Annotated in this window: 12 protein-coding genes; 5 read left to right on the top strand and 7 right to left on the bottom strand. The window is 62.0% G+C overall.

Going from position 1 to position 13597, the window contains the following annotated elements; translation table 11 throughout:
* Positions 1–241 precede the first annotated feature (241 nt).
* The 4 genes from J3P76_RS09855 to J3P76_RS09840 form a co-directional block, all read right to left on the bottom strand.
* A complete protein-coding gene (locus tag J3P76_RS09855; RefSeq protein ID WP_434559533.1) occupies positions 242–2008 on the bottom strand; it encodes an ABC transporter ATP-binding protein in 1767 nt (588 codons plus the stop codon).
* Positions 2005–3114 carry a beta-glucosidase gene (locus tag J3P76_RS09850; RefSeq protein WP_434702025.1) on the bottom strand — a complete coding sequence of 370 codons (1110 nt, stop codon included), beginning with the start codon at positions 3112–3114 and terminating at the stop codon, positions 2005–2007. The genes J3P76_RS09855 and J3P76_RS09850 overlap by 4 nt, the downstream gene beginning before the upstream one ends.
* A gap of 63 nt (positions 3115–3177) precedes the next feature.
* Complete coding sequence (gene glf, locus J3P76_RS09845) at positions 3178–4359, bottom strand: UDP-galactopyranose mutase (RefSeq protein WP_434676269.1); 1182 nt, start codon at positions 4357–4359, stop codon at positions 3178–3180.
* Complete coding sequence (locus tag J3P76_RS09840) at positions 4347–5501, bottom strand: glycosyltransferase family 1 protein (protein ID WP_434559537.1); 1155 nt, start codon at positions 5499–5501, stop codon at positions 4347–4349. Before J3P76_RS09840 ends, glf begins: the two co-directional genes overlap by 13 nt.
* Positions 5502–5831: 330 nt before the next feature.
* Between J3P76_RS09840 and galE the strand changes: the two genes are divergently transcribed.
* Positions 5832–6878, top strand: a complete 1047-nt coding sequence (galE, locus tag J3P76_RS09835; RefSeq protein ID WP_420765915.1) for a UDP-glucose 4-epimerase GalE — start codon at positions 5832–5834, stop codon at positions 6876–6878.
* A 204-nt stretch (positions 6879–7082) separates the two neighbouring features.
* On the opposite strand, the gene J3P76_RS09830 is transcribed toward galE, so the two are convergent.
* The 3 genes from J3P76_RS09830 to J3P76_RS09820 form a co-directional block, all read right to left on the bottom strand.
* The gene (locus J3P76_RS09830; RefSeq protein ID WP_420765914.1) at positions 7083–7349 is read right to left on the bottom strand and encodes a hypothetical protein; all 267 of its coding nucleotides are present in this window, start codon (positions 7347–7349) and stop codon (positions 7083–7085) included.
* 75 nt (positions 7350–7424) lie between these two features.
* Positions 7425–8150: a ferritin-like domain-containing protein gene (locus J3P76_RS09825; RefSeq protein ID WP_420765913.1), complete on the bottom strand. Its 726-nt coding sequence runs from the start codon at positions 8148–8150 to the stop codon at positions 7425–7427.
* On the bottom strand, positions 8147–9322 hold the full coding sequence (locus J3P76_RS09820) for a hypothetical protein (protein WP_434676266.1): 1176 nt from the start codon (positions 9320–9322) through the stop codon (positions 8147–8149). Before J3P76_RS09820 ends, J3P76_RS09825 begins: the two co-directional genes overlap by 4 nt.
* A gap of 295 nt (positions 9323–9617) precedes the next feature.
* On the opposite strand from J3P76_RS09820, the gene J3P76_RS09815 reads away from it, so the two are divergent.
* The 4 genes from J3P76_RS09815 to J3P76_RS09800 all read left to right on the top strand — a co-directional run bounded on the left by J3P76_RS09815 (position 9618) and on the right by J3P76_RS09800 (position 13533).
* Positions 9618–10301, top strand: a complete 684-nt coding sequence (locus J3P76_RS09815) for an SOS response-associated peptidase family protein (RefSeq protein WP_434701790.1) — start codon at positions 9618–9620, stop codon at positions 10299–10301.
* A 114-nt stretch (positions 10302–10415) separates the two neighbouring features.
* Positions 10416–10796 (top strand): RidA family protein, encoded by a 381-nt coding sequence (locus tag J3P76_RS09810; protein WP_420765910.1) that lies wholly within the window; start codon positions 10416–10418, stop codon positions 10794–10796.
* 418 nt (positions 10797–11214) lie between these two features.
* Positions 11215–11550 (top strand): DUF6124 family protein, encoded by a 336-nt coding sequence (locus J3P76_RS09805; RefSeq protein WP_434559545.1) that lies wholly within the window; start codon positions 11215–11217, stop codon positions 11548–11550.
* A 219-nt stretch (positions 11551–11769) separates the two neighbouring features.
* A complete protein-coding gene (locus J3P76_RS09800) occupies positions 11770–13533 on the top strand; it encodes an L-lactate permease (RefSeq protein ID WP_434559547.1) in 1764 nt (587 codons plus the stop codon).
* Positions 13534–13597 lie beyond the last annotated feature (64 nt).

The following is a 13597-nucleotide window of genomic DNA, read 5'->3' as shown; positions in this document are numbered from 1 at the left end:
AAGCTGAACCACCGCTATCGCGAGCAGGGCTCGCTCCCACAAAAAGCCCTGCGGTGTGGCCAAATTCAACAAACAACACTACCCCCCTGTGGGAGCGAGCCTGCTCGCGATGGCGGTGGCACATCCAACATCTCTGCAAGCTGAACCACCGCTATCGCGAGCAAGCTCGCTCCCACAATAGGTCCTGCGGTGTGGCTAAATTCAACAAGCAACACTGCCCTGCGGTGGCACATTTGAGGCGCTAGCGCTTGCCCAACTCCATCCCCTGGGCCTGCCACAGCGTTTGGAACGGCCCTGCGCGTTGGCGCAGTTCATCGGGCGCGCCGTCCTGGACGATTCTTCCGGCCTGCAGCACCAGGATCCGATCGAACCTTGCTACCGTCGACAACCGATGGGCCACTGCCAGTACGGTGCGGCCGCGCATCAGGTCGTCCAGGGCCATTTGCACCTTGGCTTCCGATTCCGTGTCCAGGGCCGAGGTGGCTTCATCGAGGATCAGGATCGGCGCGTTTTTCAGGAACGCCCGCGCTAACCCCAGGCGCTGGCGCTGACCGCCCGACAGCATCACGCCGCGCTCACCCACCAGGGTATTGAACCCGTCCGGCAGGCCACGGATGAACTCTTCGCAATAGGCATGGCGGGCCGCGTCGATCACCTGTTCCTCGGTGGCATCGGGCTGACCATAGGCGATGTTCTCGTAGATGGTGCGATTGAACAGCGCCGGTTCCTGGGGCACCACGGCGATCTGTCTGCGCAGGCTGTCCTGGCTGACCGAGCGCACGTCTCGGTCATCGATCAGGATCACCCCGCTGCGCACATCGTCAAGGCGCTGGACCAGACTGACCAGCGTCGACTTGCCCGCCCCCGAAGGGCCGACAATGCCGACTTTCTGTCCGGCGGGAATATCGAGGAACAGGTGCTTGATCGCACCCCGACCGTCGGCGTAGCTGTAGCTGACGTCGATAAAGCGAATGTTGCCGCGCCCCGGCGCCAGTTCTGCCGGGGTGTCGCTGAGGGCGTGCGGCTGGACGATGATGCGCAGGGTCTCGGCGATCACGCCCATTTGCTGCGAAGTATCCACCAAAGCCAGGGCCAGGTCCCGCGAGCCGTGCAGGATGCGAAACGACAATGCACTGACCATCACCACATCGCCCGGGGTGATCTGCCCGTCCTGCCACAACAGGATCGACCAGCCGAGCATGCCGCCGGCCATGATCGACAGGCAAATGTCATGCAGGACTCGGGCTTTTTCAAGGTAGATCCAACTGCGGCGTTGAGCCTTGGCCTCGACACCTATCGCTTGCTCCAGTCGACGCCGTTCCCGATGCCGGGCGGAGAAAGCCTTGATCGTCCAGACGTTGGAAACCTGGTCCACCAGCTCGCCGCCGACGCGCGCGGCCTGGGACGCGAAGTCGATGTGGCGACTGCGGCCTCGCAGGCCCATCACTGTGATCAAGGTTGCCACCACGACCACGGCGCCAATCAACGCGATGCCCATGGAAAGTCGCACGGTGAACAACACCACCACGGCCCCGATGAAATCGACGCAAGGCGGGATGATTTTCCAGGCCAGCCCACCGTAGATGGACCCAGCCGCGGCGCCCGCCGAGGAAATCCGATTGGCCAGGGCCCCGGCAAAATGCTGGGAGAAATAGCGCATTGGATGGCCCGTCAGGTGATTGAACAGGTCGATGCGCAGATCCGCGCAACTGGCGACCACCGTCCGACAACCCAGGTAACCACCGGAGCGCCAGAACACGTTTTCAATCACGATCAAGGCAATGAACACCGTGAACGGCAGCCACACATGCCCGGCGGCCTCCCTGCCCTGGGCCATCGCGTCCACCAACAGCTTCATACCGAACTGCACCGCCACGGCGCAGCTCGCGGCGCCGATAATCAGCAAAAACAAGGTCGCGAAATGCCACGGCCTGAGGGTGACGTAGCGCCAGAGAAAAGCGATCGCCGTATTGGGCAACGGCAGCCCATGGGGTTGCTGGCTGTTCATGGCACTTGTGCCGTCGCCACGGGTGAGGCGAAGCGCGCCTGCAACGCGGTGATCGCCACCAGCAGTGGATGGAAGGACGCGCGGCTTCCCTCATTGTCGGCATAACCGAACACACCGGTGGGACAGTAGCGGTCATCGTCCCAGCCCGGGTAATCGAGAAACGGATACCAACACATTCCCTCCATCGGAATTTTCCGCTCGATGGCCAGCGCCAGTTGCTCGCCGATGTAGTTCAACCACGGAACACGGGCGGTGTCTTCGGCACCGGTTTCCGACAGTAGCATCGGCCTGCGGTAGCGCTGGTGGACCTCGCTGAGCATGCCCACCAACGGGCGATATTCGGGGCTGCCCGGCTCGATCCGATTGCCATGGAGGAACCACTGGTTATGGGGATAGAAGTTCACCCCGACGATATCCAGGTACTCCTCTCGTCCGCCCAGCCCCGGCCAGCTTCTGCCGGTCAGCAGGTCCCAGGCCTCGAACTGGGATTGTCGATACGCCTCGGCGGCCTCGATGTCCTCGGCTCGCCGAGTCGAGGACAGTACGTTGATCAGTGGATCGCACTGGACGAACCGCGTACCGGGCGTGACCTCTCGAATCGCTTCGATGGCCGCGATGCTTGCGCGCACCAACTGATGCTTGAGTTCAGTACCCCGACGCTGCGCGCCTGGGTTGAAATAACCGACGTCGCCGCCGGCCCAGCTCCAGAAAGAAATCTCGTTGATCGGCGAGTAGAACGGGACCTCGATCCCCTCCTCGCGCATCAACCGCGCCACGGCGGCGCAGAAGCGGGCAAACCGCTCCACGAAAGCGGGGCGCCAGATGTCCAGGTCGTCGGGATAGCCGTAATGACACAAGTCCCATACCACTTGCACATCGCAACGCCGGGCGGCGCGCAGCATCGGCAGGAAGCTGCTCCAGTCGTAACGGCCCGGTTGCCGCTCGATCAGATGCCAGCGCAGGCCATCCCTGGCGCAACGGATGCCCAACCTGGCGAGCTGGCGATAATCCTCGCCTGCCCAGCGGTCGTGGCGAGTCGCCGCGAGCATGTCCAATCGGCGCCCATCGGCGCGGCGCTGGGTGGAGCACTCGTAGCCGGCCATCATGAAACTGCTGAAGATCCTGTCCTGCACGTTGCGGTCTCCTGTACGCAAAGGCGGAGCCAGGCATCAACCTGGCTCGACCTCGTGGGCCTTCGCCTGAACACCCTCTTGCTCGGCGATACGCTGGTACAACGCGAGCGCCTGCCCTACCACCTGATCCATGTTGTAGTACTTGTAGGTGCCCAGCCGCCCGAGAAAAGTCACCCCCGGCGTTTCATCGGCCAACGCCTTGTACCGCTTGTACAACTCGGCATTCTCCGGACGCGGAACCGGGTAGTACGGGTCACCGTCGGAGCAGGGAAATTCGTAGGTCACGCTGGTGCGCGGGTGTTGCTGGCCGGTGAGGTGCTTGTACTCGGTGATACGCGTGTAGGGCACGGCCTCGTCCGGGTAATTGACCACCGCCACCGGCTGAAACTGCTCCTGATCCATGGTTTCGTGCTGGAAACGCAACGAGCGGTACGGCAGCCGACCGAAGCAGTGGTCGAAGTACTCATCGATGGGCCCGCAATAGACCAGTTCGCGATGTGGAATGCGCTGGCGCACAGCCCTGAAATCGGTGGACAGCAGCACATCGATGTTCGGATGGTCGAGCATGCGCTCGAACATTCGCGTGTAGCCGTGCAAGGGCATCATCTGGAACTGGTCGGTGAAATACCGATCGTCCGTGTTGGTGCGTGTCGGCACTCGCGAGGTTACCGATTTGTCCAGCTGCGAAGGGTCCAGGCCCCATTGTTTGCGGGTGTAGCCGCGAAAGAATTTCTCGTACAACTCCTGACCGATCTGGTTGATGACCACGTCCTCGGAGGTACGGATCGTCTCGACCGGCTCCGCCCGCTGCGCCAGGAACGCCTCGGCCTGGGCTTCATCCATGGACAAGCCGAACAGCGTGTTGAGGGTGGTCAGGTTGATCGGAATCGGCACCTGGTGGCCGTCGACCTGGGCCAGGACCCGATGTTCATAGGGCCGCCATTCGGTGAACCGCGACAGGTAATCGATAATGCGCTGGGCGTTGGTGTGGAAGATATGCGGGCCGTAGCGATGGACCAGCACCCCCGCCTCATCCAGATGGTCGTAGGCGTTGCCGCCAATGTGATCGCGACGATCGATCAGCAGGACGCGCTTGCCCAACCCATCGGCCAGTCGCTCGGCCAGTACGCTGCCGGCAAAACCGGCGCCGACGATCAGGTAGTCGTACGGCGTGGCATCGAGTGAGTTGTCCAGGGTCTCGAGGGTTATCGTTGGCATTCGATCTGCTCCTTCATCATTGCGCACGTCTTGTCCCAGGACATGCCGTCCAGGGCTTTATCGGCGTACTGCGCAATCACGCCTGGCTGGGTGCGCAGGTCCAGCGCGGCCTGGATCGCCTCGATGAATGCCTGGGGTGAATCAGCAATGGCAACGACGCCACTGCCGCCGTAGCCGTTGACGACATCACGGATCGGCGTGGATACCACCGGGCAACCGCCCGCCAGGTATTCGGGCGTCTTGGTGGGGCTGATGAAGCGCGTGGATTCGTTCAGGGCGAACGGCATCAACGCTACGTCCCAACCCGCCAGGTAAGCGGGCAACTCCTCATATTGCTTGGCGCCCAGATAATGAATATTAGGCGAGCGCGGCAATGTAGCCGGATCGATCTTGACCACTGGCCCGATCAGCACGATCTGCCACTCGGGGCGTTGGGTAGCCAGTTCCCTCACCAGGTCGATATCGAAACGCTCGTCGATGACCCCGAAGAACCCCAGCCGCGGATGAGCAATCGCGGCCTGGTCCGCCGGGTCCGGAATCGGCTGTCGGGCCGCGGCAAAGTGCGCTACATCAACGCTGCTGGGCATGGCGTGGACGTTGTCATGGTGCTGGCGTTTGGCCTCCCACAGGCTGTAGCCGCCGGTGAACACCACGTTGGCCTTTGCCATCAACCGCCGCTCCATTTCCACCAGCGCGGGCGGGGCGAACTTGAAGGCCGAGAGCTCGTCCATGCAATCGAAAATCACCACGTTAGCCTCCAGGTGATCGGTGAAGACCTGGCTCATGGGCGTGAGGTACCAGAGCATCAGCTCACTCGGCCAGTGTTGCGCCAGCCAGGCGTCCAGCAGCTCGCGCTGGGCATCGATCACCTGAGCTTCATCCAGCCCTTCCGGAAGCCTGGGCACCAGCACCGTCACGCCCTCGGCCACCCCATAGTGTTCCAGGTGCGCGGTCTGCCGCCCTTCGAAAATCGGCTCCTCGAAGAACAGAACGTCGTAGTCCCTGGCCAATCGCGACATCACGTGCTGGGGCCGTTGGTAGACGAAACCCCAGCGCAAATGTGACAGGCACAACAGCGTGGGTCGCAGGCTCGTGGTGGAAGCGGCGCTCTGCTTGGGGTGAAGTTGTTCTTGTTGATTCATGTGACGTTCCTTTTCTAGAGATCGATGCTGGGCCCACCGGAATCTGGCGCTGGCCGCCTGGCAAACAAGACCTGAAGACTCCCCTCGCGCTTGGCCTTGTGGACGTTGGAGAAAACCGGTTCCAAAGCCGTTCCAAAACTTGTTGAAGCCAGCCGACAAACTGCACGCACCGATCAGTCAACTGCTCTGAACTCCTGACGCACACCACCACACTCAACAGAACAGGCTGATGTCTCCCACGCGCACCACTGCCGAAGCGAGACCGCCGATCAACGCCGAGTGTCTCGCCCATGAGACATCAGGACAGGGACAACCGAGAGGGATTGAGTGATGATTCTGGTAACAGGTGGTGCGGGCTACATAGGTGCCCATGTGGCGGTCGAGTTGATGAACCAGGGCAACGGGGTGCTGATCCTGGACAATCTCTGCAACAGCTCCCGGGGGACACTGCAGCGCATTGCGGACGTGACGGGACGCGAGCCCGGTTTTGTCTATGCCGACGTGCGCAACCGACGGGCGCTGGATAACGTGTTCAAGGAATACCCCATCGAAGCCGTCGTTCACTGCGCCGGGCTCAAGGCCGTGGGCGAAAGCGTGCGCGAGCCGCTGCGATATTTCGATACCAACGTCAGTGGCAGCGTGACGCTGTGCCAGGCCATGGCCGAAGCCGGGGTGTTCAACCTGGTGTTCAGTTCATCGGCGACGGTCTATGGCGATTGCCCACAGATGCCCATCGCCGAGACCTGCCCAACGGGACAGCCGACCAACCCTTATGGCCAGTCGAAGCTGATGGCCGAGCATGTCATGCGTTGCACCGCGAATTCGGACTCTCGTTGGTCCATCGGCCTGCTGCGCTATTTCAATCCCATCGGCGCCCATTGCTCCGGCCTACTGGGAGAGACGCCGACGCAGACGCCCAACAACCTTTTGCCGTACCTGTTGCAGGTAGCCAACGGTGAGCGGGAGGTGCTGCGGATATTCGGTTCCGACTACCCGACGCCGGACGGCACGGGGATCAGGGATTATGTCCATGTGGTAGACCTGGCCGAGGGACATCTGCGGGCGCTGGAGTTTCTGCGTGGGCAGACCGGTGTACACATCTGGAACCTGGGCACTGGGCGTGGTTATTCGGTGCTGGAGGTGGTCAGCGCGTTCGAGCGCGTGACCGGTGAGACGGTGCCGCTGGCCTTTGAGGCGCGTCGCCCGGGCGATATCGCCCGGTGCTGGGCCGACCCTGGCAAGGCCGCCGAACAACTGGGCTGGAGCGCCCGTCATGGGCTTGAGCGGATGCTGGAGGATGCCTGGCGCTGGCAGTGCCTGAACTTCCCTCGGGCCGAGCGCAAGGAGGTGGTCTGGCCGAGTGTTGAACAGGGATGAATCCAAATGGGGAGATCCAATGTGGGAGCGAGCCTGCTCCGTGCGGCGATCCGACGATGGCGGGGTTTCAGTGAAGGTATATGCTGGATGTACCGGCCTCATCGCGAGCAGGCTCGCTCCCACAGGGGGCAGTGTTGACGTCGGTTGCGCTGCTGCTGAAGGACGAGTGTGGGAGCGAGCCTGCTCGCGACGAGGCCCTCGCATTCAGCCACCAGGCAACCGCATCCCCTTCACATTCAAACAATCGCGCTGGTTCCTCGAAAGCATCTCCACGGTCTGCTGATACGCCTGATCGGCCGCATCTTTGAGCAGTTGCCAGTCCTCCAGGCTGATAAATTGATGCAACACCAATTCATCGGCGCGCCGAATCAGCGTGTCGCGATAATCCTCGGGAAAGTCCAGGCGATACGCGTCGTCTTCGAGCAAAAGCCGCCAGGCTTTCAATTCCATCTCAAGGTCGGTTTCACTCACGGGCGGTTGTCCTTTTGAAGTTCGAACCAGCGGCCCACCCCGGGTCAACCAGGGTGGAGCCAGTTACAAGCAAGCTCAGCTCACTTGCGCAAGCAGGTCTTGCTTGATGAAGTTGCGCACCGTGGCCAAGTGCGTTTCCTCCTGTTCCAGCGCATGGCCGAAGCGCTTGGCGATCAGCGGATGACCACCCTTGTGCGCCAGCTCGATCAGCAGTTCCCAAGCCGCGTTGTCTTCCAGTTCGATGGTCAGGATCGCGCTCATCGATTGCGAGACGGTTGTGCGTGGGTCAGTCAATACTTGCAGCACGCCCATGGCCTTGACGCCCGCCACGTCCGCGCAAGGCGTCATGGCCGTCGGGTCGCCGCCGAGGGTTTCGATGGCTTCGCGCACAATGTTCATGTGCTCCAGTTCCTCGGCCTGGATCTGACGCAAGGTTTCCACCAATGCTGGGTCGGCACCGGGCGCGGACGTGGCCTTGGCGACCATCGCCTCATACAGCCTCACGCCGGTGCGCTCGAAGGCCAGGCGTTCGCCGAGCTTGTCCAGCAACACTTCCGGCGCCTTGCCGATGGTCTTGTCCAACGCGGTCTTGACCATGCCTTTGACCGAGCCTGGCGCCGGCACCGAGCCTATCAGGTCGGCCTCGCGAATGGCGCGCTCGCGTTCGGCGGTGTAGTCGCTGATGTCGCCAGGCACGTCCGCCGGGAACAGTCGGGTGGCTTCCAGTTGGCGAGCCGTGTCCTCGGGAGACATCTGGGTGCCGGTACGATTCATGCCGATGGTGACTTGGCGTTCGCTCATTGCTGTTCTCCCACTGGGTTGAGTTCGGAGCCGGGCTTGAAGGTGTAGCCGGCCGAGGCGATGTTGGCGGGCACGCCTTCGCTGTTGAGCTGGGCGCGGTAGTCGAGGGACGCATGGGCTTCGCGCTCCTTGGGCACGTAGTCGATGCCATGGGCGCGCAGGTCGACTTCCCGGGACAACGTCTCGCGGACAAAATCGCGCTGGCTCTTGAAGGCGATCATGCGTGGCAGCGGACCGGCCAGGATTTCGGCGGGATCGCGCCGTTCGTGCTTCTTGAACAACTCGCAGGCCAGGTTCAAGTGGCCCAGTTCGTAGTCGAGGAAGCGTTCCCACATCGCTTTGATGCGCGGGTTTTCTTCCTGCTCGGCGCAACTGGCGTAGGTGTAGACCTCCATCGCCTCATGCACCAGCCACTTCTCCATGAAGGATTCGCTGGGGTCCTGCAGCGAGCCGTACTGGGTGACGTGCTGTTCCTCCACCGAGGCAATCTCGGCGTACAACGCCCGTGCCACCGGGTCAGCGAACAGCGGGCCGATGTTCATGTAGTAATCGTGGGTCTGGTATTCCGCGCCGGTAATCAGCGCGGCATGGATTTTGGTGATCAGTGCGGCGCTGTCCTTCTGGTAGTTGTCTCGAAGGTCATCGCCGGGGGCGCGGTGGTGCTCGCTGGTGGGCCGGCCGGGCACGATGTCCGTGTAGCCTTGCAGGATGTTATTGGCGTCCTTGCCTTCCAGGCGATCAAGCATCGCGGCGTAACGGTAGAGGTGGTCGAAATCTTCCAGCAAACCGAAGCGGTATGTCTGCGCCTGGTAAGGATCCGGCTCGTTCTGGGCCACCGCGGCGGTGACTTCGATGGCGACCTGTTCGTAGGCCACGGTGGTTTCCAGGGGGGAATGATCCGCCGACAGCAACCAGTTGATGGCCGTCATCTGATGGTGTTCGGCACGCCTGACCTGAGCCAGGGGCAGCTGCAGCTCCTTGTGGAAACGCGCACCGAAATGCTTGAGGCGCAGGGCGTCGGACTCGACGCCGTTCATCAATATCACCCGCACACGGGTGAACGCATCGTCGTCCAGTTTGCTGATCGGTTTGCCGGCCAGCTCACGCCAGGTAAAGGTCTGCTTGTCGAGGGGCGTCCCTTTGTTATCCAGCAGATTATCGATTTTGGTCATGGGTCGATCTCCTTCATCAGAGGCCACGCGAAGCACCGTCGAAGCAACGGCGCTGGGGCACAAAACGAACGACCCTGGAGAAATGCGCAGCTCTCCACGCAGACGATGAGCGGTCGCATAAGTGGATGAAATGCCGCTTGATTTTCCGCTCATCAGGTCGCGACAAGGATTTTCGAACCAAGGGCTGGCGCGCCGGCTCGGAGGTACATAACACCGCCGCAGCCCACCGCAAACGAAGCGGTCCGAGGGCTTTCACGGCGGGGGGTGTCGTACAAATCTGCCTGGAGTTTTCGCGATGTGTGAATGTTTCGTTCAGCCTGTTTCTTCCAAGGATTCCCTGGCGTTCTTTGCCCAGCGCGAGCCCTTCGGCGCCAACCAATCAAGCTTGTCCGCCGACAGCCTTCACGCCGCGACGGCTCCCGCGCTTCATGACCGACAAAGCGTGATCAAGCCGAACATGCAGGTCAGCGCCATCCGCAACCGTGGCGGGCGCCTGGAAAGCATCAAGGTGCGCTGGGGGTGGTCGCCCGTCTGGTCGATGGGCACGATGCCGCCCTTGACCCACCTGCCCTTGCACCTGGTGATGCGCTCCAAAGTGTTTGACCGGATCAAGCGCGACGGCCGCGTCCTGGTAGCGGTGGACGGCTGGTATGAAGCCGCCTCGGACACCATCGCGCCCGCCCAGGCCAACCGCCTGAGCTATACGACTTCGCGGCAGTCGTCGCCCATCTTTCTCGCCGCCCTGGCCCAGGCCAGTGAAACGCCCAACGGTTGCGACGGGCTGGCCTTGGTGACTTATGGCGACATAGCCAATCAACAGCAGCGACTGCTGGCCTTCACTGGCGAAAACGCCCTCCAGTGGTTGCGCCCTGACCTGGATTGGGAACAGGCACGACACATGGCCGCACACGTGGCCGTCGACGAACCGCAACTGGAGCACGTGCTGACCGCCAAGCGGATGGTCCAGGGTCGCCGGTGACCGTTATCCGACCCAGTTGCGGAAATCGCTGACAGCTCGATAATCGGCGCTAAACTGGCGGGCCAGTCGCTTTGAAGTGACTGGCCTTTTTTCTTTTACGAGCAAGAGACTTCCATGGCGAACCCAGACATCACGTTCACTCCCGACCCGGACACGGACTCCATCTCATCCGACGTCGCCGGCTTCGGCGGCCTGCTGGTTTCCACGCAAATCCCCACCCGCGCCGACGGCAGCCTGGAACTGGGCGATATCACGGCGCAGAGCGAATGCACGTTGCAGGCACTCAAGACCGCGTTGGAACGCGCCGGCAGTTCCATGGACCGCGTGTTGCACCTGACCATCTACCTCACCGACATGGCCGACCGCGCGGCCTTCAACGAAGTCTACAAACGCTTTTTTGCCAAGCCCTGGCCCGTGCGCGCGGCTGTCGGCGTGGCGGCGTTGGCGGTTGAAGGGATGCGGGTGGAAGTGACGGCGATGGCGGCGAAGGGCTGAGCGGCAGACCTCAAACAAGCGAGGTGCTTTTGTGGCGGGTTCTGTGTTAACCCATCTTTTCAGCCTACAGAGGGCTGTGTTTATTCGATTGTAGGATCCTTCGGGTTCGGGCTACGTCGCCTTGCGCCCTTACCTACAACTACGCCAGAATCCGCCGGCTTGTGCGCCTTGGGGCCGGGCTTTACTGTTGCTCGGTCGCTGAACATCAGCGATCGGGTTTGGTAGCCCGGCTTCTACATGACGCACAGCTTCACTTTTGAGGTGCCCTTGCGCATCTGTATCAATGGTGGCCATGCGTAGGGCGTCTTCGGGCGCGCCGGTGTTCATGTGGACCGGTCTACCAACCTTCGTATGGCCGCCACCCTTCGTTTGGTAGCGAGGGCGAAAGCTTCTCTAAATTCCACATGAGAACTTCACTATGTTCAAAGTAACCCCCAACCCTCCCGACACCGATCCAGCCGACTCGAAAGACTTAGACGAAGCCGCCGACCGCGCCCTCGACTTCTACCTCAAGCCCAAGTCCAGCCAATCGAAAACTGACCCAGGCCGGCTGTTCACCGTGAATGAAGGCATCGACACCGAAGCCCTGCTCGCCAACCTCAGCGAAACCCTCGCCTCGGCCGATGCCATGATCAACGACCTGGCGTTCGACCTGGACGGCTCGCGACGACACGTTGCCCTGGGCATCCTGCAGTTGATCGAACTGGGCGCGATGCTCGCCAACCGCGCGCTGGAAAACGTCGAAGCGCGATAGCCCCCTCCCCCGAAACCCTGTGGGAGCGAGCCCGCTCGCGATGGCGGTGGCACAGTCAGCATTACTTCCAACTGACCCACCGCCATCGCGAGCAAGCTCGCTCCCACAATGGGTAGGCGGGGCCAACAGGTTCCAATCCCGTCCCCCGATCCCCGCCTATACTTCTCTGCCAATCCCCCCGGGGCCTGCGCTTCCAACAATAAAAAGCAGAGGTGGAACATGGTCTGGCAACAAGTCTACGATCCCTTCGGTAATGCGGTGCTGTCGACGTTCCTGGCGGCGGTCCCGGTGGTGGTGATGCTGGCGTCCCTGGCGTTCTTTCACGTCAAGGCACACCTGGCGGCGCTGTATGCCCTGGCCTCGGCGTTGCTCATCGCGATTTTCGCCTTCGGCATGCCCGCCGACATGGCCGGTTCAGCGGCGCTTTATGGCGCGGCCAACGGGCTGCTGCCCATCGGCTGGATCGTGCTCAACATTATCTTCCTGCACCGACTGACCACCGAGAACGGTTCGTTCAAGGTCCTGCAGGATTCCCTGGCGCGCATCACCGATGACCGCCGCTTGCAGTTGCTGTTGATCGCCTTTTGTTTCGGCGCGTTTTTCGAAGGCGCGGCGGGTTTTGGCACGCCGGTGGCGGTAACCGGGGCGATCCTGATCGGGCTGGGCTTTTCGCCGCTGGCCGCTTCGGGCTTGGCATTGATCGCCAACACCGCTCCCGTGGCCTTCGGCGCGCTGGGCACCCCAATCATTACACTGGCCAAGGTCACCGGCCTGGATGAGATGGAGCTGTCGATGATGGTCGGCCGACAATTGCCGTTCTTCTCGGTGATCGTACCGTTCTGGCTGATCTGGGCGTTCGCCGGCTGGCGCAAGATGCTTGAAGTATGGCCCGCAATCCTGGTGGCCGGTGTCAGCTTCGCTATTCCGCAGTTTCTGGTGTCGAACTACCACGGGCCGATGTTGGTGGACGTGATTGCCGCGCTGATATCCATGGCCTGCCTGGCCGGTTTTCTCAAAATCTGGAAACCGGCCACGATTCACACCTCGGCGGCGCTGACCGGCCGGCACGACGACTCGAAGATTGACGCCAGCGAACAACAAACACCAGTGGCCAGCGCCGCGTTTTCCAATGACGCTCGACCCGCCGTGCTGCGCGCCTGGATGCCGTGGATCATCCTCACGGTGTTCGTATTCGCCTGGGGCACCCAGGGCTTCAAGAACATTTTCGACACCCGCCCGGCCATCGACCCGCAGACGCAATCGGCCAGGCTCGACCCCCAAGGCAAGCCGATGCGCGAGGCGAATCCGATCTTCTCGCCGCTGTTGACCTTCGGCACCATCCACCAACAGATCGAAAAAGTCCCGCCCGTAGTGCCCCAGCCTAAAACCGAGGAAGCGGTCTACAAGTTCAACTGGTTCACCGCCACCGGCAGTGGCATCTTCCTGGCGGCAATCGTGGGAGGCTTGCTGATGGGTTATTCCATCCCGCAACTGGTGCGCCAATACCTGCGAACGCTCTGGGTGGTGCGCTATTCGCTGATCACCATCGTGGCGATGCTGGCGTTGGGTTTCCTCACGCGTTATTCGGGCCTGGACGCCACCATGGGCCTGGCGTTCGCCGCGACGGGCATCTTCTATCCGATGTTCGGCACCCTACTGGGCTGGCTTGGCGTGGCGCTGACCGGTTCGGACACCGCTTCCAACGTGCTGTTCGGCGGTCTGCAGCGGGTCACGGCGGAACAGCTGGGGATCAGCCCGGTGCTGATGGCTGCCGCGAACAGTTCAGGCGGGGTGATGGGCAAGATGGTCGACGCCCAGTCGATCGTGGTCGCTTCCACCGCGACACGGTGGTACGGCCACGAAGGAGAAATCCTGCGCTACGTGTTTTTCCACTCGGTGGTACTGGCGATTCTGGTGGGCGGATTGGTGACATTGCAGGCGTATGTGGCGCCGTTCAGTCACATGGTGGTGGGAGGACGCTGAAAGAGGAGGCATGATCGGGGGCTATTGTGGCGAGGGGATTCATCCCCTCGCCACAGGTAAGCTC

The sequence above is a fragment of the Pseudomonas sp. D1-36 genome (assembly GCF_051132205.1).
Classification (GTDB): domain Bacteria; phylum Pseudomonadota; class Gammaproteobacteria; order Pseudomonadales; family Pseudomonadaceae; genus Aquipseudomonas.
The sequence above is the reverse complement of the archived record's forward strand: the minus strand, read 5'-3'. Positions and strand labels throughout refer to the sequence as shown.